This window comes from Streptomyces sp. NBC_00513, assembly GCF_041431415.1.
Classification (GTDB): domain Bacteria; phylum Actinomycetota; class Actinomycetes; order Streptomycetales; family Streptomycetaceae; genus Streptomyces.
Genome location: NZ_CP107845.1, coordinates 6,823,121 through 6,846,527 on the forward strand (window position 1 = coordinate 6,823,121; position 23,407 = coordinate 6,846,527).

A 23,407-nucleotide genomic window follows, 5' to 3' on the forward strand; every position below is an offset into this window, starting at 1 on the left:
CCATGACCCTCCAGCGCCGGATCCTGATCCTCGTCTCCGCCGTCGTGCTCCTCGCCGCCGTGGGCGCGCTCGCCGTCGTACGGGCCTCCTCGCGCGCCGAGGAGAAGAACCGGACGCAGGCGGGCGGCCCCCCGGTCGAGCGGGGAGAGGTCACGCTCGACCGGGGCCGGGCCGGGGCGCGGATCGTCTTTCGGAACATGTCCTGGGGCCCGCACCGCGACGAGCTCGCCACCGCCGCCGCCGGCGCGCCCGACGGCCCCCGCACCGCCTCCGGCGTGAGCTGCCTGCGCTTCCACTCCGCGGCGGGCACCGGAATCTGCCTCCAGGCCGTCAAGGGCGGGGTCCAGGACACCTACCGGGCCGTGGTCCTCGACGCCCGACTCCACGAGGTGTCCGCCCGCCCGCTGGCGGGCATCCCCACCCGGGCCCGGGTCTCGCCCGGCGGCCGGTTCGCCGCCTGGACGGTCTTCGTCGGCGGTGACTCGTACGCCGGTACGAACTTCTCCACCCGAACCTCGCTGCTCGACCTGCGCACCGGCAGGTTCGACGCCTCGCTGGAGGACTTCGCCATCCGCAAGGACGGGAAGGCCTACCGGAACGCCGACGTCAATTTCTGGGGCGTCACCTTCGCCGCCGACGAACGGACCTTCTACGCGACGCTCGCGACGGGCGGACGGACCCACCTGGTCCGCGGGGACGTGGCCGAGCGGACCGTGACCACGCTCCGGGAGAACGTCGAGTGCCCGTCCCTGTCGCCCGACGGGACCCGGCTCGTGTTCAAGAAGCGGGTGCCCGGCCTGTCGGCCGACGCGCCCTGGCGGCTGTACGCCCTGGATCTCGCGTCGATGCGGGAGACCCCGCTCGCCGAGGACCGCAGCGTGGACGACCAGGTGGTGTGGCGCGACGGGCGAACCGTCGTCTACTCCCTGCCCGGGGACTTCGGAGCCGACCTGTACACCGTGCCGGCCGACGGCACCGGGGCCCCGGTCCGCCTCATGGCCTCGGCCCTCGCCCCGGCCTTCCTCGGCTGAAGGCCGAGGAAGACCGGGAACGAGGGGCCGGGCGAGGCGGAGGGGACCGGGCGGACCGGGCCGGAAGCGAACGCGGGAGCGCTACGCCGGGATCAGCGTCTTGCGGCGTCGCTTGCGAGGCGCCGCGCCCGAGACCTTCAGCTCGATGATCGACCGCACGGCCGGCCACTCCTCGTCGAGGATCGAGTAGAAGGCCGTACTGCGCACCGCGCCGTCGAGCCCCCGTGAGTGGGCCCGTCGGACCCCCTCCGAGGTGAATCCGAGGCGTTCCATCGCGGCTCGCGAGCGGCCGTTGCGGGCGTCCGCGCGCAGGGAGACACGGCGCACGCCCCAGGTCTCGAAGGCGTGGCGGAGCATGAGCAGCTTGGCCTCGGTGTTGATGCCGGTGCCCTGGGCGCCCGGCGACAGCCAGGTGTTGCCGATCTCCGCGGCGTCGGGGATCGCGGTCGCCGGGTCGCCGAACGGGACCCCGGGCACCGCGGGCCACACGAGCGGCCCCTGCCAGTAGTCGAGTTCCAGGAACCGGGTCGACCCGACGACCCGCCCGTCCGTGGCTCTGACCACGGCGAACGGGAGGGATCGACCCGCCGCCTGATCGGCGAGGGCACGGTCGATGTACTCGTGGGACGCCTGCAACCCGTGCGGTACGGGAGTGAAGGCGTAAGTCGTACGATCCTCGGCCCCGGCCATGGCCAAGGCCTCGGTGTGGTGGGGGGCGAGGGGCTCAAGCCGCACGCTGCGGCCGGCGAGGAGTACGGGTACGGGCACGGAGCCTTCGGTCCTTCTGGGCGGTGGGGTGGTTGCACAGTCTGCGCTCCTGACGTCACCCCCCGCGCAAAACGCGAGTGAAAGGCAACGGGCTGTCAGGTGAACGCGAGTGGCTCAATGTAGCCCCTCGAAGTCCTCTCATGAACCCCCTGAATGGCAACGCCGCGGCCATGTTTTTCGATCACTTCCGTCCCCGGCCCGCGGAGCCCGCAATCCTGATCCACGGACAACCGTTCCACCGCCCGACACGGACCGCACAGCCGGCCGGACCGGCCCCGATCCGATGGCCCTACAGGGTCTCTGACCTGCGAAGACAACGGGGGAGTTCGGCGCACTCGGGGAAGGTTCACACAGCCTGTCCCACAGACGATCACGCCGCGCGCCCCGACACCTCAGAGCATCGAACAGGCGGTCGTCGGCGGAACGTCCCCGGGCGGGTGCATCGCGGCGGTGACCCGTTGCGCCACCCGGGTCGCGGGCGAGCCCGATCAGGCCCCGCGCTCCCCCCGGACGCGCGCCTCGGCGAGGTGAGTGGTCACCGGGCGAACGCGTCCGGGAGAAGGGGAGCGGGCCCGCGCGGGCCGTCGTAACGTCAGGGGGGAACCGCTGTCGGAGATCGGGAGGACCCCATGCTGCGAGGTCTCGCCACACTCAGTTTCTGGGCGCACGACCTGGACGCCGCGAAGCGCTGGTACACCGAGCTGCTGGGGATCGAGCCGTACTTCGAGCGCCCCGGCTACGTGGAGTTCCGGATCGGCGACCGGCAGGACGAACTGGGGATCATCGATGCCCGGTACGCCCCGCCCGGCGCCGTCATCGGGACCCCCTCCGGGGTCGTCGCGTACTGGCACGTGGACGATCTGCCGGCGACCCGCCGCAGGCTCCTGGAGCTGGGGGCCAAGGAGTACCAGCCGATCACGGAGTGGGGCGAGGCCGGCTTCGCGACCGCCTCGGTGATCGACCCCTTCGGCAATGTGCTCGGCGTCATGTACAACCCGCACTACGTGGAGATCACGGAGGGCTCGGAGCCCTCCTGAGGCCCTTCGCGCGCGGGCACCGACGCCTGAGATCATCGGGGCATGGACGACGTACTGCGGCGGCTGGCCTCCGTCGGCCCCTTCTTCACCGTGCCGTACGGGAAGGAGCCGCCCGGCCCCGGTTTCCGCCCGCTCGACGCGTTGTACACGGACCACCTCGACCCGTACGTGGCCGAGGTGGGGCGACGCGTCCGCAGCGGGCCCGGCCGAGTGGCGGCCTCCACCGCGCAGTTCGGGATCGCCTCCCGACTCTGGTCGCTCGGCCTCGGCTGCGCCGCTCTGGCCGGTCGGGTGCCGGACCTGGCCCCCGACCGGGTCTGGTGGCGGCTGCCCGAGGCCGGCTCGCTGGAACTGTGGCTGCCCGACCCCGGGGAGGGCGCCCGGCCCGCCGAGGCGCTCGGCGACACCGTGCTCGGGAACCTGGCGGCACTGGACGCCCCGCTGCGCGCCCGGTTCGGGGTGTCCGCCAAGGTGTTGCGCGGCAACACCGCCTCCGGGCTGGTCGGGGCGCTGAGGGTGCTGCTCGACCGGGTGCCCGGCGGCCCGGCCGTGGCCCTGGTCGACGAGCTGCTGTCCGATGACGGGGCGCTCGGCGGCACGGGCACCTTCGTGTACGAGGAGGGGCTCGGGCCGGCCTTCCTGCGCCGCAGTTGCTGCCTCTACTACAAGGTGCCCGGCGGCGGCCTCTGCGGGGACTGCGTGCTGCGCTCGCGCGGCCCGAAACGCACCGGGGCCACCGGGGAGTAGACGTACCGCTCCCCGATGGCCCCGGCGACAACTCGCCCGTCGTGGGTGACCGGCGTCGGTCACCCGGATTCCGACTAGAAGGTCAGGTTCCAGGCGTCGATCTTGCCGGTGTCGCCCCCGGCGTTGTCGTTCACGCGCAGCTTCCAGGTGCCGTTCGCGACCTCGGAGGAGGCGTTGACGGTGTAGGTCTGCGCGATGTTGTCGGCGCTGCCGCCGGCCCGGTTGTGGACGGTGTAGACCGTGCCGTCCGGGGCGATCAGGTCGACCTTGAGGTCACCGATGTAGGTGTGCTTGACGTCCACGCCCACCTTGAGGGTGGCCGGGGCGTTGCCCGTGACCCCGCTGACGGTGATCGGGCTCTCGACGGTCGCGTTGTCGGCGATCGTGAAGTCGGCCTGGTTCTCGAAGTACTTGCCGGCGGGCGGAGTGGAGCCGCCGACCGCCTTCAGCGCGTCGACCTGACCCTCGCCGAAGAAACCGTTCTTGGCGGTGGTGCCGGTGCAGCGGCTGTCCGAGGGGCAGGCGACGTCGTTGGCCTGGGTGGCCAGCTTGTCGCGGATCTGCGCCGGGGTGATGCCCGGGTTGGCGCTCGCGAGGAGCGCGGCCACGCCCGCGACGTGCGGGGAGGCCATCGAGGTGCCGCTCATGGTGCCGTACTTGCCGCCCGGCTGGGTGCTGTAGATGCCGGTGGCGTCGCCGCCCGGGGCCGCGACGTCGATGACGTTCAGACCGTAGTTGGAGTACGAGGCCTTCGCGGTGGTGCCCATCGCCGAGACCGTGACCACGCCCGGGAGTTCGGTCGGGATGTCCAGGCAGGCGTTGGTGATGGTGCGGGTGACCGGCGTCGAGTCGTTCGGGCTCTCGGTGTCGGTCTTCTTGTTGGCCAGGTCGATGTTGGAGTTGCCCGCGGCCGCGACCTGGAGCGAACCCTTGCCCTCCGCGTACTCCTGGGCGCGCTTGACGCCCTCGATGATCGCGGCCTGGTCGGCGTTGTCCGGGCAGTTGAACTGCCAGGGGTCCGTGTAGTAGCTGTTGTTGGTGACCTTGAAGCCGTGGTCACCGGCCCACATGAACCCGCAGACGGTGTTCTCGGCGAAGAACAGCGAGGAACCGGGCTCGGCGATGCGCACCGAGGAGATCTTCACGCCCGGGGCCACACCGATGACACCCTTGCCGTTCTTCGCCGCCGCGACGGTGCCCGCCACGTGCGTGCCGTGGGTGCCGACGTCGCGCCAGGCCCCGGTACGGGTGTCCGGCTTGCCGTAGGCGCAGGAGGCGGAGTCCGCCGCGTTGAAGTTCGGCGCCAGGTCCTGGTGCTGGTCGTCCACACCGGTGTCCAGGATGCCGACCTTGACCGAGGCGGAGCCGGTGGTGACGGCCCAGGCCTGGTCGGCCTTGATCTGCGTCATGTCCGCACGGACCGGCTCGCCCGCCGGGGTCGTGGACTGCGCGGGGTTGGCGGGCAGCGCCGGGTTGTAGGCGTCGGCCGGCACGTCGGACGTGCGGGTGGCGCCGACCTGCTGGACTCCGCTCACGCCGCGCATCGTCGAGGCGAAGGAGCCGGACGCGGAGTGGGCGACGATCACGCCGATGGCGTCGTGGGACTGGAAGACCGTGCCGCCGTTGGAGGCGACGGCCGACCGGACCGCCGAGGTGTCACCGGGAGCGGTGATCACGAGGTAGGCGCGGGTGCCGGCAACCCAGGTCGCACTCTGGGAAGTCGGCGCCGCCGCCGGGGCCACGGCCTTGGCGGCCGGGGCGGACGGAGAGACGGGGGCGGTGCCGGCGAGCGCGGCGGGGGCCCCGAAGGTGAGAGCGGCGCCGAGGGCGGCCGCCAGCACCAAGGCACGTCGAGGTCGGCTGGATATGTGGGGTATCAATGCGTCCTCCGATGACCCGGTGGTGCGTGTGGCACCCATCGGGTCGTACGAAACGAGTGGTGGACGCAAGATGTCAGACGCCTGGCCCGGTAGGGAAGTACCTTTTACCGCAGGCAAGTTGATGATCTTGTGGCTGAAAATCGCCGTACCGTACCGGTTTTCGCCGCCCGATGCGGGAGCGAACCGCGAACTCCGTCGCGAGCGGCCGGATCTCGCCCTGCTCGGCGCGCGGGCCGGGCCTTCGACGCACCGGCCTCCGGCCCGCCTGCGGCGGTGCGCGGGCGGGGCCGGAGGCCGGGGGCGGATCCGGTCAACGGGGCGACGGGTTCGCCCCTGCACACCAGCGGGTCCGGCCGGGAGTGCGGGCCGGCCGGGCCGGGCACCGTGGGGGCGAGCCCCGCCCGGCCGGCCCCGGGGGAGGGGCGGCGTCGCGCCGGGCCCACCCCCTCACGGGCGTTCCGGTCAGACCGGGACGCCGTCCTTGTCGCCGGCCGACTGGACGGGCACGGCGGCCGGTTCCCCGGCGGGATCCGTCGCGTGCACGTCGTCGACCAGCGTGGTCTCGTCGAAGGGGAGGCGACCCGCGAGGACTTCGGTCGCGCGCTCGCGGTCGAACTCCTTGGTCCACGTCCCGATCAGCACCGTCGCGACGGCGTTGCCCGCGAAGTTGGTGAGCGCCCGCGCCTCGCTCATGAACCGGTCGATGCCCACGATCAGTCCGACCCCGTCCACCAGCTCCGGCCGGTGGGACTGGAGGCCGCCGGCCAGGGTGGCCAGACCCGCGCCGGTCACCCCGGCCGCACCCTTCGAGGCGATGATCATGAACAGCAGCAGCGAGATCTGCTCGCCCAGCGCGAGGGGCTTGCCCATCGCCTCCGCGACGAACAGCGAGGACATCGTCAGATAGATCGCGGTCCCGTCCAGATTGAAGGAGTAGCCCGTCGGCACCGTGATGCCGACCACCGGTCGCGAGACCCCGACGTGCTCCATCTTCGCGATCAGCCGCGGCAGCGCCGACTCGGACGAGGACGTCGACAGGATCAGCAGGAACTCCCGACCCAGATAGCGCAGCAGGGAGAACACGTTGATCCCCGTACACACCCGCAGCAGCGTGCCCAGCACCACGAACACGAACAGCAGGCAGGTCGTGTAGAAGCCGATCATGATCACGGCCAGGGACTTCAGCGCGTCGACGCCGGTGGCGCCGACCACCGCCGCGATGGCCCCGAAGGCACCCACCGGGGCCGCCCACATGATCATCGCCAGCACCCGGAAGACCAGCTTCTGGATGTACCCGATGCCGCGCAGCACCGGCTCACCCGAGCGCCCCATGGCCTGGAGGGCGAAACCGCAGAGCAGCGCCACGAGCAGCGTCTGGAGCACCTCGCCCCCGGTGAAGGCGGACACCATCGTGGTCGGGATGATCCCCAGCAGGAACTCCTGGGTGCTCTCCGCCCCGCCCGCCTTCGCCTGCGCCTCGCCGGCGCTGCGCGCCGCCTCGGTCAGGTGCAGTCCGCTGCCCGGCTCCAGCAGGTTCCCCACCAGCAGGCCGATGGCCAGCGCCACCGTGGACATGACCATGAAGTAGCCGAGGGCCAGACCGCCGACCGCGCCCACCTTCGCGGCCTTGCGCACCGAGCCGATGCCCAGCACGATCGTGCAGAAGATCACGGGCGAGATCATCATCTTGATGAGGTTGACGAAGCCGGTGCCCAGCGGCTTCAGCTCGACGGCCACGCCGGGGGCGGCGAAGCCCACGGCGATGCCGAGCAGCACCGCGGCGATCACCGCGATGTAGAGATAGTGGGTCTTGTCGCGCCTGGCGGCCACGATGCCTCCTGGTGGTGATTGCGTTCCGGGAGACCATCGCCCACCCTGTGACCCCGGTCACCCTTGCGTTCATTGAGTTCACGGCCGGGTGCAGACTGAGCGCCATGTTCCGCTTTCCCCGACCGCCGCGCAGCCTCGCCGGCCAGCTCTTCGCCATGCAGGTGCTGCTGGTCGCCGTCGTCCTCGCCGGCTGCGCGGTCTTCGCCTACGCGACCGCCCGCGGCCAGGCCGAGGAGGCCGCCCGCCTCCAGGCCGGCGCCGTCGCCCGCGCGGTCGCCGACTCGCCCTCGGTGGTCGAGGCGGTACGGGGCGCCGGACGCGGGACCGACCCGTCGGCGGCGCTCCAGCCCTACGCGGAACGGGTACGGGTCGACTCGGGCGTCGACTTCGTGACGATCATGTCCCCGGAGGGGCGGCGCTGGACCCACCGCGACCCGCGCCGCATCGGCGAACCCTTCCTCGGGAACACCGCCCCGGCGCTGCGGGGCGAGACCTTCGGCGAGACCTACACCGGCACCCTCGGTCCGTCCATCCGCGTGGTCACCCCGCTGTTGGACGGCGGGCGCGTCGTGGGCATGGTCAGCGCGGGGATCACGGTCCGCGCGATCAGCGACCGGCTGGCCGGGCAGCTCTCGGCCCTCGTGTGGGTCGCGGCCGGCGCCCTCGCCCTCGGCGGCGTGGGCACGTACGTCGTCAACGCCCGACTGCGCCGGCACACCCACGGCATGAACGCCGCCGAGCTGAGTCGTGTGTACGACTACCACCAGGCGGCCCTGCACGGGGTGCGGGAGGGCCTGTTGATGCTCGACGGCCGGCGCCGGATCACCCTGATCAACGACGCGGGCCGCGAACTGCTCGGCCTGTCCGGCGAGGTCAGGGGCACCGGTGTCGCCGACCTGGCGCTGCCCGCGCCCCTCACCGGAGCCCTGCTCGCGGACCGGCCCCGGGTGGACGAGGTGCACCTGACCGCCGACCGGGTCCTGGTGGTCAACAGTTCCCCCGTGGCCGGCGGTGGCCGCCGGGGTACCGTGGTCACCCTGCGGGACCACACCGAACTCCAGTCGCTGGCAGGGGAGTTGGACAACGAGCGGGGATTCACCGAGGCGCTTCGCTCGCAGGCCCACGAGGCGGCCAACCGGCTGCACACCGTGGTCTCCCTCATCGAACTCGGGCGCGCGGACGAGGCGGTGGAGTTCGCCACCGCCGAACTGGAGCTGGCCCAGGCCCTCACCGACGAGGTGGTCACCGCCGTCGGCGAACCCGTACTGGTGGCCCTGCTGCTCGGCAAGGCCGCGCAGGCACACGAGCGCGGGGTCGAGCTGATCGTCACCCGGGACAGCAGCGCCGTCGACACGGGCCCCGGGACGCCGCCCGCGCGGGACCTCGTCACGGTGCTCGGCAACCTCGTCGACAACGCCGTCGAGGCGCTCACGGGCACCCCGGGCGGGCGGGTCGCCGTCACGGTCCGGCCCGACGGCGACCAGATCCTCATCCGTGTCGCGGACAACGGCCCCGGGCTGCCCGAGGGCGCCGGCGCCGACGTCTTCCGTCGCGGCTGGTCCGGCAAGGGGGAGGGGCGCGGCCTCGGCCTCGCGCTGGTCCGTCAGGTCGCCCACCGGCACGGGGGCAGCGCGGACGCCGCCCGAGGCGAGGACGGCGGCGCGGAGTTCACCGTACGGCTGCCCGTGCGCCGTGAGGTGCGGGGATGAGCGCCCCCGCGGTGCGGGTCCTGGTGGTCGAGGACGACCCGGTGGCCGCCGACGCGCACGCGCTCTACGTCGACCGGGTGCCCGGCTTCACCGCCGTCGCCGCCGTCCACTCACTGGCCGAGGCCACCCGCGTACTGGAACGGACCCGGATCGACCTGCTGCTGCTCGACCTGACCCTGCCCGACGGCCACGGACTTCGCTTCGCGCGCGGCCTGCGGGCGGCGGGGCACCCCGTGGACGTGATCGTGGTGACCTCGGCGCGGGACCTGGCCGTGGTCCGCGAGAGCGTCTCGCTGGGGGTCGTGCAGTACGTGCTGAAACCCTTCGCGTTCCCGACCCTGCGCGAACGACTGCTGCGCTACGCCGAGTTCCGTGCGACGGCGGGGGAGGCGGCCGGTCAGGACGACGTCGATCGGGCGATGGCCGCCTTGCGCGCGCCCCGCCCGGCGGAGCTCCCCAAAGGCCTCAGCGCCCCGACCCTGGACAGGGTCGCGGCGCTGCTGCGGGCGGCCGGCGACGGGCTGACCGCCGCCGGGGCGGCCGAGGCGGCCGGGATCTCCCGGATCACGGCCCGCCGCTACCTGGAGCACCTGGTGGACACCGGTCGCGCGGACCGCACGCCCCGGTACGGCCAGGTGGGCCGCCCCGAACTGCGTTACCGCTGGCTCGCGGAGACCGGCTCGGTGTCGAAGGTGTAGAACTTCCGGTGGTCCAGCATGTCGGCCGGGGTCACGTCGTTCCACGGTCGCATCGTGTCGTTGAGGTCCACGACGTTGGTGGTGCCGGCGGCCGGCAGGTACGTGGACTGCGGGTGCCTGGCCTGCCAGTCGGCCCACAGCTTGTCGATGTACGCGTGGTGCATCCAGAACACCGGGTCGTTCGGGGAGACGCCGGTGGCCATCTGCCCGCCGACCCACACGTGCACCCGGTTGTGGAGATTGGCGCCGCGCCAGCCTTCCAGGTTGTTGCGGAAGCCGTTCGAGGCGCTGTTCCAGGGGGCCATGTCGTACACCGGCATGGCCAGTACGGCTTCCACCTCGGCCTTGGTGGGCAGTTCGGCGACACCGGTGCCGAGGGCGCGCCTCAGGTAGTTGCGGCCGTCCACTCGGACGTCGATGTTCCACTTGCCCGTCGCGTACGCGAACGGTCCGTCGAGGACCTGACCGTCGCGGGCCCGACCGGTGCCGCCGAGGAAGTCGGCGGCCCAGAGGGAGGAGCGGGTGGTGCGGTCGGTCGTCCAGTCCCAGTAGGGAAGGGCGACGTTCTTGTCCACGGCCTGGAGAGCCGCTTCGAACTCCAGGAGAAACCGGCGGTGCCAGGGGAGGAAGGACGGGGACCGGTGGCCGACCCGGTCGCCGGAGTCGGTGTCGCTCATGATGAAGCCGTTGTGCGTGGTCACGAACCGGTCGTAGCGGCCGGTGCGCTTCAGTTCGAGCAGCGCGTTGGTGAAGGCGCGCTTCTCCTCGGAGGTGAGCGAGGCCTGGTTCTTGCGCACGGTCATCACATGCCGCCCATCGGGACGAGGGTCGCGCCCTGGAGCTCGCGCACGGCGGCGCGGGCGAGCGAGATCGGGGTGGCGAAGGTCTCGTAGTGGTTGACCACGCTGATCCAGCTGCCGTCGGCGTTCTGCATCACGTGGAGTTCGCGGCCGTCTATGCGGACCGTGGGCAGGCCGGGCGAGTGGTGGCCGCCGTGGTGACCGCCGCCGGTGGCGGCGGTGATCTGTATGCGGCGTCCCAGGTAGACCTCGTCGACCGTGCCGGCGGGTATCGCGGCGCGGGAGTCGGTGCCGGCCGCGTACGCGGTGGCGCCCGCGAGGCCGATGACGGAGAGTGCGCCGGCAGTGGTGCCCAAGGCCTGCCTGCGGGTGATCTTGTTCATGGCCGAAGAACTATCAGGCGAGCGGGGCCAGTTGACCGCTATCCGGACATCGAAGGATAAGTTTCACATCGAACGAATGGGGCGATCTTCCCGTTCTGGTCAAGTTCGACGGTCCGAACGGGAAGATCTGCGTCAGTAAGTCTACTGGCCAGTAATTCTTTCGGTGTCATGCGGTTCTCATGAGCGGGATCACATCGGAGAGTCGGCCGGAAGGTGTGGCGAAATGCCACCTTCCGCTTCGTTCGAAGCCGCCTTGGGAAGTAAATGCCCGATATCGCCCTATAGTTCCGACATGGCCCTGCATGAGACGAAGGACGCATCCGCCACCGACTCCGACACGGACGTGTTCGCGTCCGTCCTGAGCGGGCAGGTTCTCCCCAAGTACCGGATGCCCGAAGACCACTCGCCCACCGAAGTGGTCTACGAGCTGATCAGCAACGAGCTGCTCCTCGACGGCAACGCGGCCCAGAACCTGGCCACCTTCTGCACCACCTGGTCCGATGACGGCGTCCATCGCCTGATGAACCAGTGCCTCGACAAGAACATGATCGACAAGGACGAGTACCCGCAGACGGCGGAAATCGAGGCGCGCTGCGTCAACATCCTCGCCGACCTGTGGAGCGCCCCGGAGGGGACCACCGGAACCGGCTGCTCCACCACCGGCTCCAGCGAGGCCGCCATGCTCGGCGGACTCGCCCTCAAGTGGCGTTGGCGCGCTGCCCGCAAGGCCGCAGGGCTCCCCACCGACCGGCCCAACCTGGTGTGCGGACCCGTGCAGATCTGCTGGGACAAGTTCGCCCGCTACTTCGACGTCGAACTCCGTCAGGTCCCCCTGGAGCCGGGCGCCACCGGCCTGCGGCCGCACCAGCTCGCCGATCACGTCGACGAGAACACCATCGGTGTCGTCGCCATCCTCGGCGTCACCTACACCTGTGACTACGAACCGGTCGCCGAGATCGCCGCCGAACTCGACCGGATCCACCGGACCCTCGGCTGGGACGTCCCCATCCACGTGGACGCCGCCAGCGGCGGCTTCGTCGCGCCCTTCCTCCACCCCGACGTGGTGTGGGACTTCCGGCTGCCGCGCGTGGCCTCGATCAACACCTCGGGCCACAAGTACGGGCTCGCGCCCCTCGGCGTCGGCTGGATCGTCTGGCGCACCGCCGACCTGCTCCCCGCCGACCTCGTCTTCGACGTGGACTACCTCGGCGGCGACATGCCGACCTTCGCCCTCAACTTCTCCCGCCCGGGCGGCGAGATCATCGCCCAGTACTACCTGTTCCTGCGCCTGGGCAAAGGCGGCTACCGGCGCGTCCAACAGGCCTGCGCCGACACCGCCCGGTACCTGGCCGGCGAGATCGCCGGAATGGGTCCCTTCACCTTGCTCTACGACGGGCACGGCGCGCTGCCCGCCGTCTCCTACACCCTCGCCGACCCGGACGGTGCGGGCTTCACCCTCTACGACCTCTCCGACCGACTGCGGATGCGCGGCTGGCAGGTGCCCTCGTACCCGCTGCCGGCCGACCGCGACGACACCGTGATCCAACGCGTGCTGATCCGGCACGGGGTGACCCGCGACCAGATCGCCCTGCTGATCACCGACCTGAAGGCGGCCGTCGAGCACCTGATCAAGCATCCGCAGCCCGTTCCGGCCACCGAGCCCAGGTCCGGATTCCACCACTGACGGCGGCGGCCGTCGCGTGCGCGGCGGCCACGGCCGTGGCCGCGCGCCGGCGGACGGATCACGGGGTGGCGCGCCGACGGGCGGGCGATGGGGCGGTGCGACGCCGAGGGGGCCGTTCGGTCGTCCTCGACGTACGTCGGCCCCCGCGCCCGGTGTTCGATCAGCGGGCTCCGAAGTTCTGCGTCCACCAGGGGCCGCCGGAGCCGTTGTGGATACCCACGCCGATGTCCTTGAAGGAGCAGTTGAGGATGTTGGCGCGGTGGCCCGGGCTCTTCATCCAGGAGTCCATCACGGACTGGGCCGACTGCTGCCCCCTCGCGATGTTCTCCCCGTACGTCGACCAGTCGTAGCCGGCGGCGGTGGTCCGCTTGCCCGGGTCGGCGCCGTCGGGGTTGGTGTGCGCGAAGAAGTCACGCCGGGCCATGTCGTCCGAGTGCCCCTGGGCGGCCGACCGCAGCTGCGAGTCCTCCTTGAGCGGTCCGCAACCCGCTTTGGAACGCTCGGAGTTGACCAACGCCACCACCTGACCGGCCACACCCTGCGGCGGGGCCGGCGCGGGCGCCGGCGCGGACGGGCGCGGAGCCGGCGGGTCGCTCTTGGTCCGCTTCGGCGTCGGCTTCGGCTTCGGGGTCTGGCTCGGCGACGGCGAGGCGGAGGCCGACGCGGAGGGCGAGGCGGAGGCGGACACGGACGGGGACGGCGAAGGCGATGCGGAGGCCGACGGGGAGGCGGTGCTCGCGTCGGGTGCGGAGAGCGCCGCCAGCGGGGACGCGGGGGCGCTGCCGGCGGCCTCGGGTTCGCCGGAACCGGGAAGCGAGCCGAGGTACACCAGGCCGCCGCCCGCGACACACGCGGCGATGACCGCGCCACCGATGGCCCGGCGGCGGTTCTGGCGCCGCCTGCGCAAGGCGCCGCGGCCGGCGGCGTCGGCGCCGTGTCCATCGGCGCCCTCGCCCTGTTCGGCCGCCTTGCGGCGGGCCGCCCGGCCCGGGCCGGACACCACCGGGGACAGCTGCGTCGCCGCGTCGGCGAACGAGGCGCCCGCATCGGGCGAGGGACCCGAGCCGTGGGGGGCGGCCGAGCCGAACGAGGTGTCCGAGCCGTACGGGGCGCCCGCGTCGTACGCGGGGCCGGAGCCGGCGAAGGCCGCGCCCACCGGGGCCATGCCGCCCGCACCGGCCGCGGCCGACCGGACGCCGGCCAGCAGCGCCGCACCGACCGGCACCAGTGCCAGCCCGGCCAACAGGCCCTCCGCCGGGACCAGACCGCTCCACAGCCCGGAACAGCGCACGCACTCCCGCGCGTGCCGGGCTATTCGCTTGCGCCACAGCGTCGAGGGGAGCCCGTCCCAGCCCGCCGCGAGCGTCCGCAGTCCCTCGCACGGAGGTTGGGTGTCCAGCGCCCGCTCGACCACGCGGGCCGATTCCAACTGGGCCTTCATCCGTTGCACCCGGACCGCCGCGTGCTGGGGGGAGAGTTCCAGGGCGGCCGCCATCTCGCCGCGCGTCAACTCACCGGCGCACTCCAGCCACCACAACGACAGCAACGCCCGGTCGTCGGGCTCCAGCCAACGCGTCGCCCGGGCCGTCTCCCGGCGCTGCCCCTCCAGGTTGAGCCGTACGACGGTCAGGTCCACGAAGTCGGCGCCGGGGTCCGCGACGTCCCAGGCGGCGTCCAGGCCGCTCTCGCCCGGGCCGCTCTGCCGGGCCGCCCAGTGGGCCCGTATCCGGTTCATCGCAATCGCGACCAGCCAGGACCGGAAGCTGTCGTCCGTACGCAGACCGCCCAGCCCGTCCAGCGCCCGCAGCATGGTGTCCTGCACCACGTCGTCCACGTCACAGGACCCGTTCAGGGCCCGGCCGACGATGTTGTAGACGAGCGGCAAGTAGGTGCTGACGAGCTCGTCCTGCGCGCGGGGATCGCCCGCGCGGGCCGCTGCCACCAGCGCTGCCGTGTGCTCTGTACTCATGTGATGTTCCCTGTCCGTACCGGCGGTCGATGATGCCCAATACCTGGGAGACCGTCGAGAGGGGCCCCGATAACACTTATCCGGAAGAAGATTCCGCCGCCACCCCCGCGGCCGTGTCATCGGCCACTCGGGCGGGGTCGGGAACGGCCCTCACAGCAGCGGGGCCAGCGCCGCCGTGGCCGCGCGCAGGGCGGGCGCGTACGCCTCGATCTCTTCGCGGGAGACGAGGAAGGTGACGGTGGTGACCGAGACCCCGCCGATCGGGCGACCGTCCGGGCCCTCGATCGCCGCGCCGACGCAGCGGATGGTCGCCTCGTTCTCCTCGTCGTCCACGGCGAACCCCCGGGCGCGGACGACGTCCAGTTCCGCCAGCAGTGCCGGCGCGGTGGTCAGCGTCCGGGGAGTGCGGCCCGGCAGGCCGGTGGCGTCGATCAGCTCCCGCACCTCCCCGGTCGTCAGGCCGGCCAGAACGCTCTTGCCGATCGCCGTGGTGTGCAGCGGCATCCGCATGCCCACCCGGGACGCCGTCCGGAACGGCTGGTCGCTCTCCAGCTTCCGGATGTAGGTGATCGTCTCCCCGCTGCGCAGGGCGAGGTGGACCGTCTGGCCCGTGGCCCGCCGCAGTTCGCGCAGGATCTCCTCGACGCTCGCCGGCTCCCCGCCGCGGACCAGCGCCGACAACCCCCGCAATCGAGGACCCACGCCGTAGCGGCTCCCCTCCTCGGCGCGCACGAAGCCCTGCTCGATCAGCGAGGCCAGGATCCGGAAGGTGCTCGACTTGGGCACGGCCGCCGCGATCGTCAGGTCGGCCAGCCGGTGCGGGCCGCCCGGGGCGGCCACCGCCTCCAGGATCCGCAGCGACTTCTCCAACGCGGAACCCGCCGCCGAGGCCCGCCCGCCGCGCGCGACGCCGTCGGCTCCAGGTGCTGCATCCGTTGACACGAGGTCTCCCGGCATGGGTAAGGTCCGAAACAGCAAGTGCCGGTACACGATACGTCGTTCCACTACGCAGAACAACTGGGGGTTCCTTGTCGACCTGTCATCCCTACGCGGTGATAGCGGCGCAGCGCCTGCTGCCGGTACTGCGCGACGCCGACGCCGACGAGGCCGTCCGCCGGACCACCGCCCTCCTCGCCGCGGGCTGCCGTGCCGTGGAACTGACCACCTCCACCCCCGGTTGGGCCGAAGCCGTGGCCCGGACCGCGCCGCTCACCGACGCCGGCGGCCGCTCCGCGCTGATCGGCGTCGGCACCGTCACCACCACCGCCCAGGCCGAACAGGCTCTCGACGCCGGCGCCCGGTTCCTGATCTCCCCCTACCCGGCGCCCGAGGTCCGCGAGTTCGCCCGCCGGCGCCGGGCGGTCTTCATCGAAGGCGGGTTCACCCCCGGCGAGATCGCCGGAGCCGCCCGGGCCGCGGGCGCCGCGAAGGTCTTCCCCGCCCACGTGGGCGGCCCCCGGTTCATCCGCTCCCTCAAGGCCGTCCTCCCCGAGGCCCTGATCATCCCGACCGGCGGCATCCGGCCGGGCGAGGTGCGCGACTGGCTCGCCGCCGGGGCGGGCGCCGTCGGCATCGGCGACGGGCTCCCGGCCGACCCCGACGAACTGGCCGCCGTCTTCGCGGAACTGGCCCTGCCGTGCTGCCCGCGCTGCACCCCGGAGCGCTGACCGTGCCCGGACGGCCACACCCCACGGACTACGACGTACTCGTCCTCGGCGAGGTCCTCGTCGAGATCCACGCCGACGCCGCCCTGCGGGAGGCCGCCGACGGAACCCCGGCCCGCCTCTCCTACTCGGGCGACGCACTCAACGCCGCCGCCGCGGCGGCGGCCGCCGGAGCCCGGACCGCGCTGCTGGCCGTGGTCGGCGAGGACGAGCTGAGCGTGCCCCTGCTGGCCCGCGCCACCGCCCTCGGCGTGGACGTCTCCCACGTGCGTCGCGCCCCGCGCCCCAACGGCGCCTACCTCCTCTCCGCGGACACCGAGGGCGACCGGGAGTTCGTCTACTGGCGCACCGGCAGCGCCGGGTCCACCCTCTCGCCCCGGCACGTCGCCTCCTGGCGGGGGCTGCTGACCGGCTCCCCGACCCTGATCACCAGTGGCATCACCGGCGCCCTGTCACCGAGCGGCCGGGAGGCGGTGGTGGCCGCCGCCCGGATCGTGCACGAGGCCGGCGGACACCTCTCCTACGACCCCAACCACCGCCCCCGTCTGACCGGTCGGGACGAGGCGCGCTCCCTGCTGGCCCTGATCGCCCCGCTGACCGGGCTGCTCAAGACCTCCTGCCCGGCCGACGCGCTCGCGCTGGTGGACACCGACGAACCGCTCCTCGCGGCCGCCCGCTACCGCGCGCTCGGCGCCCGCGCCGTCGCCGTCACCGGGGGCGCCGACCGGCTGCTGCTGGACGACGGGTCGGGGGCCGCGTTCCACCCGGTGCCCGTCAATGCCGCCGCCGTCGACGCGACCGGCGCGGGCGACTGCTTCACCGGTACCGTCACCGCCCGGCTCGCGCTGGGCGACACCCTCACGGACGCCGTGTCCTACGGCCTGGCCGCCGCCTCCCTGTCCGTGTCCGGCCGCGGCGGCACCGGCCGCGTCCCGACCTTCGCCGAGACGGCGGCCCTGGCCGCGGCCCACCGGGGGAGGGGCCGCTCCGACTGACCGCCGACAGGCCGGCGACGGACCGGCGACGGACCGGCGGCCGACCCGTACGGCTGGTCGCGGGCGTTCGAACGCGGAGGCTCGTTACGGTGCTTCGAGCAGGGCGATCTCCGCCGGCGACAGGCGCAGCGACCCGACGGCGACGTTCTCGGCCAGGTGATCCGGGTTCCCGGTACCCGGGATGGCCAGCACGTGCGCGCCCCGGCTCAGTGTCCAGGCCAGGCGGAGCTGGGCCGTGGACACCCCGTGCTCCGCGGCGAGCGCGCGCACCCGAGGCCCGTCGGTCTCGACGACCCCCGCCTCCCGGCCCGCGCCGGCGATGGCGAAGAAGGGCACGAAGGCCACCCCCTGCTCGCCGCACGCGTCGAGAAAGGCGTGGTCCTCGGCCGGGGAGCCGATCCCGTACGGGTTCTGTACGCAGACCACGGGCGCGATGGCCCGTGCCTGCGCGAGGTGGTCGGGGCGCGCGTTGGAGATCCCGAGGTGACGGATCAACCCGGCCGTGCGGAGGTCGGCGAGGGCCCCGAAGTGCTCGGCGATCGAACCGCTGCTCTCGCGCCGGGGCACGCGCAGATTGACCACGTCGAGGTGGTCGCGGCCCAACTGGCGCAGGTTCTCCTCGACCTGGCCGCGCAGCTGGTCGGGCTCCGCCCACCACCAGTTCCCGGCGGCGTCGCGGCCGGGACCCACCTTGGTGGTGATGACGAGTTCGTCGCCGTACGGGGCGAGTGCCCGGTTGATGAGCTCGTTCGCGGAACGCAGCGGGGAGAAGTAGAAGGCCGCCGTGTCGATGTGGTTCACCCCGAGCTCCACGGCCTTGCGGAGCACCCCCGTGACCCGGTCGCGGTCGCTCGGGGAACCGTCGGCGAGGTGGGTGAGGCGCATCGCGCCGAAGCCGATCCGGTTGACGGTCAGATCGCCCAGCCGCCAGGTTCCGGCCGCGGCGGCGTTGATCGTTTCAGAGGTCATGCGGCACTCTCGCACATCCCCCGCAGGCCTCCCACCTGCGGTGCGCCGCTCCCGGCGCACTCACACCGAGCCGCGTCGCGCATGGAGGCGCCGCCGGGCCGGGTCGTTTCGCGGCCCGGCGGCGCCGGTCAGGAGGGGGCTGTCAGGGCCGTGATCAGTGGCCGCGCAGACCCCGGTCGACGGCCGTGATCAGCTCGCCGTCGGCGGTGTCGGCGTCCAACGACCAGAACATCGCGCCGCCCAGGCCGTTGTCCCGTACGTACCGCGTCTTGGTGCGCAGCACCTGCGGGTCGTCGTACGTCCACAGGGTGGTGCCGTCGAACAGCCAGGCGTGGCCGCCGCGTCGGTCGCGGTGGAGCTTGTACGTCCCCGAGTCGGCCAGCTGCCGCAGTTCCTTGTAGTCCGCGTATCCCGCCGCCCAGGCGGCCGGCGCGGGGCCCGTCGCCGGCTGCCCCATGCCGTCGCCGCCACCGCTGACGCCGGTCCAGCCCTGCCCGTAGAACGGCATGCCCATCACGAGCTTCCGCGCCGGCGCGCCGCGGCGCAGCCACGCGTCCACGGTGCCGTCCACGCTGAAGTCGTTCCGCGCGTACAGCGCGGACTGCTGGGCCGTGTTCTTCTCGCCCGACACGTGGAAGTCGTAGCCCTGGAGGGTGACGAAGTCGAGGTCGCGCATGATCCGGGGGACGTCGAAACCCGCGTCGATCTTGGCGGGCGCGGTCGGGACGAAGGCCGTCAGCTCGTACGTCCGCTTCTGCTTCTGCCCCCGGCCGTACGCGTCGAGCTGCGTGCGGAACTCCTTGACCAGCTCGGTGAAGTTCCGCTTGTCCTGCGGCCGGTACTTCGTGTCGGTGTCACCGTCGGAGCCGGGCCACTCCCAGTCGAGGTCGATCCCGTCGAAGACCCCGGCGGCCGCGCCCTGACCGCCTCGGACACCGTCCTGCGGCAGGTTCCCCTTGATGTAGAGGTCGATGCAGGACCGGACGAGCTCCCTGCGCGAGGCCGGGGTGAGCGCGGCGTCCGAGAAGTTCGTCGACCAGCTCCAACCACCCAGGGAGATCAGCACCTTGAGTCCCGGGTGCCGGGCCTTCAGCTCGCGCAGCTGGTTGAAGTTGCCGGCCAGCGGCTGGCGGTCGTCGTCGGCCACCCCGTCGACGGAGTTCGCGGCGTCGAGCGGGCGCGCGTAGTCGGCCCACGCGTCGGCCTCGCCGGGGACGTTGCCCGTGAAGCACTTGCCCTCGGGACTGATGTTGCCGAAGGCGTAGTTGATGTGGGTGAGCTTGCCGGCCGTGCCGTTGGCCTCAAGATCCTGGACCTGGAAGTCCCGCCCGTAGACGCCCCATTGGGTGAAGTACCCGACTTTCCGGTACGAGCGGTCGTGCCCGCCGCCATCGGCCTGCGCGGCGGCGGACGGCGCGAAGGCGGCCAGCAGGGAGAGGGAGCAGGCGGCGACGGTCAGTCTGCCGAGCGTGCTGAAGCGCATGGGCTTCCTTTGCGGATGCGGGAGCGGATTCGCGTGCGCGGTGCTGTGCTGTGCACCTCGGAAACTATTGGTCTGGACCATCTCGGTCAAGGGGGCGTCCACCTCGGGTTCTCCGCCGTCACCGGCCCGTCCGAAAAACATCCTTCACGGCACTGGGCACCTTCGCGCGCCGTCGCTACCCTCCGCGCATGATTCCCACGGTGGTCTGGGGTACCGGCAACGTCGGCCGCGCGGCGATCCGCGCCGTCGAGGCCCACCCGGCGCTCGCACTCACGGCAGTGATCGTCCACGACCCGGCGAAGGTCGGCCGCGACGCCGGTGAACTGGCCGGACTCGACAGGGTGTTGGGGGTCGCCGCGACCGACGACATCGACGCGGTGCTGGCCGACCGGCCCGCAGCCCTCGTCTACGCGGCCTCCGGCGACATCCGACCCGACGACGCCCTCGCCGACATCACCCGGGCGATCACCGCCGGAGCGGCGGTCGTCAGCCCCGCCCTGTACCCGCTCTACGACCCCCGCAACGCCCCACCCGAGTTCATCGACCCGGTGTCGGCCGCGATAGCCGAGGGCGGCGGCTCGCTGTTCGCCTCCGGCGTCGACCCGGGCTGGGGCAACGACGTCCTCCCCCTCCTGATCAGCGGCCTCGGCACGACCGTGGACGTGATCCGCTGCCAGGAGATCTTCGACTACTCCACCTACGACCAACCGGACTCGGTCCGCCTCCTGGTCGGCATGGGACAGCCGATGGACCACGAACCGATGATGCTGATGCCCTCCATCCCCACCATGGTGTGGGGCGGGCAGATCCGGCTGATGGCCCGGGCCCTGGGCGTCGAACTCGACGAGATCCGCGAGACGTCCGAGCGCCGCGCCCTCGACGCCACGGTGACCACCCGCACCATGGGCGAGTTCGAGGCCGGCACCCAGGGTGCCATCCGGTTCGAGGTCCAGGGCATCGTCGAGGGCGAACCCCGCATCGTCATCGAACACGTCACCCGCATCCACCCCGCCTGCGCCCCCGACTGGCCGACACCGCCCGACGGGGCCGGCGCCCACCGGGTGATCATCGAGGGCCGCCCCCGCATCGAGGTCACCATCGAGGCCACCGACGAGGGCGAGAACCGCTCCGCCGGCGGCAACGCCACCGCGGTCGGCCGGCTGGTGGGCGCCATCGACTGGCTCGTGGCCGCCGAACCGGGAATCTACGACGCGCTCGACGTCCCGCTGCGACCCGCAGTCGGCAAACTCGGAAGGAAGCAGCCATGAGGATCGACATCCCCGAGGGCCAACACCCCATCGAGTACGTCTGGGGCGACATGGTCCCCGGCATCGGGATGGCGGCGGCGAACTTCTCCCTGTCCGTGTACGCCCACACCACCCTCGGGCTGCGCGAGTTCGAGGCCGCCCGGCTGCGCATCGCCCAGATCAACGGGTGCGTCTTCTGCCTCGACTGGCGCACCGACCGCGACGGGGAGAAGGTCGAGGACGAGTTCGCGGACGCGGTCACCGAGTGGCGGACCACCAAGGCCTTCGACGACCGCACACGGATCGCCGCCGAGTACGCCGAGCGGTACGCCCTGGACCACCACGGCCTGGACGAGGAGTTCTGGGAGCGGATGACCGCGCTCTACAGCCAGGTCGAGATCGTGGAGCTGAGCATGAGCATCGGCTCCTGGCTGGCCTTCGGCCGGCTCAATCACGTGCTCGGTCTCGACAGCGTCTGCATGCTGCCGGGGAGTTGACATGGTCCGGGGCCGGTCGGAGGATTCGATCGGCCCCGGGTCTCGGTCATCGTCATCGCTACAGGTCGGTCGCGATGATCCGCTCTATGTTCCGTTCCGCGAGCGCCGTGATGGTGACGAACGGATTGACGCTGACGTTGCCGGGGATCAGGGCCCCGTCGATCACGTACAGGCCCGAGTACCCGTGCAGCCGGCCGTGGTTGTCGGTGGCCTTGTCCAGGATCGCGCCGCCGAGCGGGTGGTAGGTGAGGTGGTCGCCCCAGATCTTGTACGTCCCGAAGAGATCGGTCCGGTAGATCGTCCCCTCCTTCGAGTTGATCTTGTCGAAGATGGTCTTGGCCATGTCGATGGCCGGCTGCTTCCAGGCCGTCTGCCAGTTCAGGTCGACCTTCCCCGTCGCCGCGTTCCAGGTGAACTCGGCGCGGTGGGGGTTCTTGGTGATCGACAGGTAGAACGACGCGTACGTCTCGATCCCGGTCGGCAGCGGCGCCACCTCGGCGAAGGCCCCGCCCGCGTTCCAGTTGTCGATGCCACCGCAGGGGATCGTCGCCTGGAGCTTGCCCGTGGGGTCCCACATGTGGTTGGCCCGCCCGCACATGACGTTGCCGTTGTCCCCCCAACCCTTGCCGATCTCGCCGTTCAGGTCGGGCAGCGCGCCCGTCGCCTTCAGCCGCACGAGCAGCTTGCTCGTGCCGACGCTGCCGGCCGCGAAGAACACCTTGTCGGCCGTGACGGTCTTGGTGGCCACGGCGTCACCGGTCGTGTTGAGCTGCTCGATGACCACCGTGTAGCCGCCGCCGGTCGTGGGGGTGACCGTGGTGACCTTGTGCAACGGCGAGATGCTCACCCTCCCGGTCGCCCTGGCAGCCGCGAGGTAGGTCTTCTGGAGCGACTTCTTGCCGTTGTTGTTGCCGTAGAGGATCTCGCCGTCCAACGCCGACTTGGTGGCCGTGCCGGCCGCCTCCTGTTTCATGTAGTCCCAGTCGTACACGTCCGGCACGAAGACGAAGGGGAAGTTGGAGCGCTGCGCGTGCTTGCGGCCCACACGGGCGAACTGGTAGCAGCTCACCGTGTCGAACCAGGCCGGGTCGATGAGGCCCACCCCGAGGCCGGAGTTGGCGCGCGGGTAGTAGGTGTCGTACATCTCGTCGGCGTTCACCGTGGGCAGGATCGCGCTGAAGTTCTCCCGCTTCGGCGTGACGGCCATGCCGCCGTTGACGAGCGAACCGCCGCCGACACCGCGACCCTGGTAGACGGTGATCCCCGCGAAGTCCTCGGCGTCCAGGATGCCGGTGTACTTGGGGATGTCCTTGTCGATGGGGAAGCCGAGGAAGTAGTTCAGCGGCGCTTTCGTCCGGGTGCGCAACCAGTACGAGCGCTTGTCCGGGTTCAGCGTGTTGCAGAAGATCTTCCCGTCCGGACCCGGGGTGTCCCAGGCCATGCCCATCTCGATCATGTGTACGTCGACACCGGCCTGGGCGAGGCGCAGCGCGGCGACCGAGCCGCCGTACCCGGTGCCGATGACGAGGGCCGCGACGTGGGCCCCGTTGTCGATGGGCGCTGCCGCGGTGGCGGCTTTCGCATGGGCCGGAACGGCGTTGACCGATAGGGTCATGGCTCCCAGAATGGAACCAGTTCCAGCGATGAATCCACGGCGCGAGACACCCTTGGAAACCTTGCTGTGCAGGGACTTGTCACTCATGTGACGTTCCTCACTCTCGACGGAGTGAGAACAAGTTCTACTGTCGCCGGCGTGGTAAGTCACTACATACGCCGAGGTAATTTGTGGCCGGTTCCGTATCGATGGCCCCAGGACTTGGGCGACACGCGTTCGACGGACACGCCCAGGACATCGACCATCACCGTGCGGTCGACCACGGAATTCGATGGCCCTTTCCGGCCGCGCCGTGCCATGGTTGGTCCAGCCGAAGGGGCGTAGCTCAACTGGCCAGAGCAACGGTCTCCAAAACCGTAGGCTGCAGGTTCAAGTCCTGCCGCCCCTGCACGTCCGCACGG

At 71.8% G+C, this 23,407-nt stretch carries 20 protein-coding genes and 1 tRNA gene; 11 read left to right on the forward strand and 10 right to left on the reverse strand.

Translation table 11 applies throughout. The features are described 5' to 3' along the window. Positions 1–2: 2 nt before the first annotated feature. Positions 3–1,031 (forward strand): TolB-like translocation protein, encoded by a 1,029-nt coding sequence (locus OHA84_RS30885; protein ID WP_266968688.1) that lies wholly within the window; start codon positions 3–5, stop codon positions 1,029–1,031. A gap of 81 nt (positions 1,032–1,112) precedes the next feature. Here the strand turns inward: OHA84_RS30885 and OHA84_RS30890 are convergent, their stop codons facing one another. Beyond that, the gene (locus tag OHA84_RS30890; RefSeq protein ID WP_266952526.1) at positions 1,113–1,799 is read right to left on the reverse strand and encodes a GNAT family N-acetyltransferase; all 687 of its coding nucleotides are present in this window, start codon (positions 1,797–1,799) and stop codon (positions 1,113–1,115) included. Positions 1,800–2,428: 629 nt separating this feature from the next. On the opposite strand from OHA84_RS30890, the gene OHA84_RS30895 reads away from it, so the two are divergent. Beyond that, complete coding sequence (locus OHA84_RS30895; RefSeq protein WP_266952528.1) at positions 2,429–2,836, forward strand: VOC family protein; 408 nt, start codon at positions 2,429–2,431, stop codon at positions 2,834–2,836. Between the two features lie 42 nt (positions 2,837–2,878). Then, on the forward strand, positions 2,879–3,583 hold the full coding sequence (locus tag OHA84_RS30900; RefSeq protein WP_266968686.1) for a (2Fe-2S)-binding protein: 705 nt from the start codon (positions 2,879–2,881) through the stop codon (positions 3,581–3,583). Between the two features lie 74 nt (positions 3,584–3,657). On the opposite strand, the gene OHA84_RS30905 is transcribed toward OHA84_RS30900, so the two are convergent. Both OHA84_RS30905 and OHA84_RS30910 read right to left on the reverse strand, forming a co-directional pair. Then, positions 3,658–5,424 carry a S8 family serine peptidase gene (locus tag OHA84_RS30905; RefSeq protein WP_266952532.1) on the reverse strand — a complete coding sequence of 589 codons (1,767 nt, stop codon included), beginning with the start codon at positions 5,422–5,424 and terminating at the stop codon, positions 3,658–3,660. Between the two features lie 501 nt (positions 5,425–5,925). Beyond that, on the reverse strand, positions 5,926–7,293 hold the full coding sequence (locus tag OHA84_RS30910; RefSeq protein ID WP_266952534.1) for a cation:dicarboxylate symporter family transporter: 1,368 nt from the start codon (positions 7,291–7,293) through the stop codon (positions 5,926–5,928). A gap of 104 nt (positions 7,294–7,397) precedes the next feature. Between OHA84_RS30910 and OHA84_RS30915 the strand changes: the two genes are divergently transcribed. Together OHA84_RS30915 and OHA84_RS30920 are read left to right on the forward strand one after the other, a co-directional pair. Continuing rightward, positions 7,398–9,002: a sensor histidine kinase gene (locus tag OHA84_RS30915; RefSeq protein WP_266968683.1), complete on the forward strand. Its 1,605-nt coding sequence runs from the start codon at positions 7,398–7,400 to the stop codon at positions 9,000–9,002. After that, positions 8,999–9,700 (forward strand): response regulator, encoded by a 702-nt coding sequence (locus OHA84_RS30920; protein ID WP_266952538.1) that lies wholly within the window; start codon positions 8,999–9,001, stop codon positions 9,698–9,700. The genes OHA84_RS30915 and OHA84_RS30920 overlap by 4 nt, the downstream gene beginning before the upstream one ends. Here OHA84_RS30920 and OHA84_RS30925 read toward each other — a convergent pair. Both OHA84_RS30925 and OHA84_RS30930 read right to left on the reverse strand, forming a co-directional pair. After that, a complete protein-coding gene (locus OHA84_RS30925) occupies positions 9,658–10,503 on the reverse strand; it encodes a tyrosinase family protein (protein ID WP_266952540.1) in 846 nt (281 codons plus the stop codon). The two genes, OHA84_RS30920 and OHA84_RS30925, sit on opposite strands and share 43 nt — an antisense overlap. Then, on the reverse strand, positions 10,503–10,883 hold the full coding sequence (locus OHA84_RS30930; protein WP_266952542.1) for a tyrosinase cofactor: 381 nt from the start codon (positions 10,881–10,883) through the stop codon (positions 10,503–10,505). The genes OHA84_RS30925 and OHA84_RS30930 overlap by 1 nt, the downstream gene beginning before the upstream one ends. Positions 10,884–11,175: 292 nt before the next feature. Here OHA84_RS30930 and OHA84_RS30935 point away from each other — a divergent pair, with 292 nt between their 5' ends. Then, positions 11,176–12,567: a glutamate decarboxylase gene (locus tag OHA84_RS30935; RefSeq protein ID WP_266968680.1), complete on the forward strand. Its 1,392-nt coding sequence runs from the start codon at positions 11,176–11,178 to the stop codon at positions 12,565–12,567. A gap of 160 nt (positions 12,568–12,727) precedes the next feature. On the opposite strand, the gene OHA84_RS30940 is transcribed toward OHA84_RS30935, so the two are convergent. After that, positions 12,728–14,536: a sigma-70 family RNA polymerase sigma factor gene (locus tag OHA84_RS30940; RefSeq protein ID WP_266968678.1), complete on the reverse strand. Its 1,809-nt coding sequence runs from the start codon at positions 14,534–14,536 to the stop codon at positions 12,728–12,730. A 150-nt stretch (positions 14,537–14,686) separates the two neighbouring features. After that, positions 14,687–15,478, reverse strand: coding sequence for an IclR family transcriptional regulator (locus tag OHA84_RS30945; RefSeq protein ID WP_266952548.1), 792 nt, complete (start codon positions 15,476–15,478; stop codon positions 14,687–14,689). 110 nt (positions 15,479–15,588) lie between these two features. Here OHA84_RS30945 and OHA84_RS30950 point away from each other — a divergent pair, with 110 nt between their 5' ends. Next, a complete protein-coding gene (locus OHA84_RS30950; protein ID WP_266968676.1) occupies positions 15,589–16,203 on the forward strand; it encodes a bifunctional 4-hydroxy-2-oxoglutarate aldolase/2-dehydro-3-deoxy-phosphogluconate aldolase in 615 nt (204 codons plus the stop codon). Between the two features lie 2 nt (positions 16,204–16,205). Next, positions 16,206–17,195, forward strand: a complete 990-nt coding sequence (locus tag OHA84_RS30955; protein ID WP_266968675.1) for a PfkB family carbohydrate kinase — start codon at positions 16,206–16,208, stop codon at positions 17,193–17,195. 84 nt (positions 17,196–17,279) lie between these two features. On the opposite strand, the gene OHA84_RS30960 is transcribed toward OHA84_RS30955, so the two are convergent. Beyond that, positions 17,280–18,164, reverse strand: coding sequence for an aldo/keto reductase (locus OHA84_RS30960; RefSeq protein WP_266952554.1), 885 nt, complete (start codon positions 18,162–18,164; stop codon positions 17,280–17,282). A 154-nt stretch (positions 18,165–18,318) separates the two neighbouring features. Then, complete coding sequence (locus OHA84_RS30965) at positions 18,319–19,647, reverse strand: glycoside hydrolase family 18 protein (protein ID WP_266968674.1); 1,329 nt, start codon at positions 19,645–19,647, stop codon at positions 18,319–18,321. Positions 19,648–19,835: 188 nt separating this feature from the next. Between OHA84_RS30965 and OHA84_RS30970 the strand changes: the two genes are divergently transcribed. Both OHA84_RS30970 and OHA84_RS30975 read left to right on the forward strand, forming a co-directional pair. Beyond that, the gene (locus tag OHA84_RS30970; RefSeq protein ID WP_266952558.1) at positions 19,836–20,915 is read left to right on the forward strand and encodes a dihydrodipicolinate reductase; all 1,080 of its coding nucleotides are present in this window, start codon (positions 19,836–19,838) and stop codon (positions 20,913–20,915) included. After that, entirely contained in the window at positions 20,912–21,391 is a 480-nt protein-coding gene (locus tag OHA84_RS30975; protein ID WP_266952560.1) for a carboxymuconolactone decarboxylase family protein, read from the forward strand. Before OHA84_RS30970 ends, OHA84_RS30975 begins: the two co-directional genes overlap by 4 nt. 58 nt (positions 21,392–21,449) lie before the next feature. Here the strand turns inward: OHA84_RS30975 and OHA84_RS30980 are convergent, their stop codons facing one another. Continuing rightward, on the reverse strand, positions 21,450–23,093 hold the full coding sequence (locus OHA84_RS30980) for a GMC oxidoreductase (RefSeq protein WP_266952562.1): 1,644 nt from the start codon (positions 23,091–23,093) through the stop codon (positions 21,450–21,452). Positions 23,094–23,320: 227 nt separating this feature from the next. Here OHA84_RS30980 and OHA84_RS30985 point away from each other — a divergent pair. Continuing rightward, positions 23,321–23,394, forward strand: a tRNA-Trp gene (locus OHA84_RS30985). Positions 23,395–23,407 lie beyond the last annotated feature (13 nt).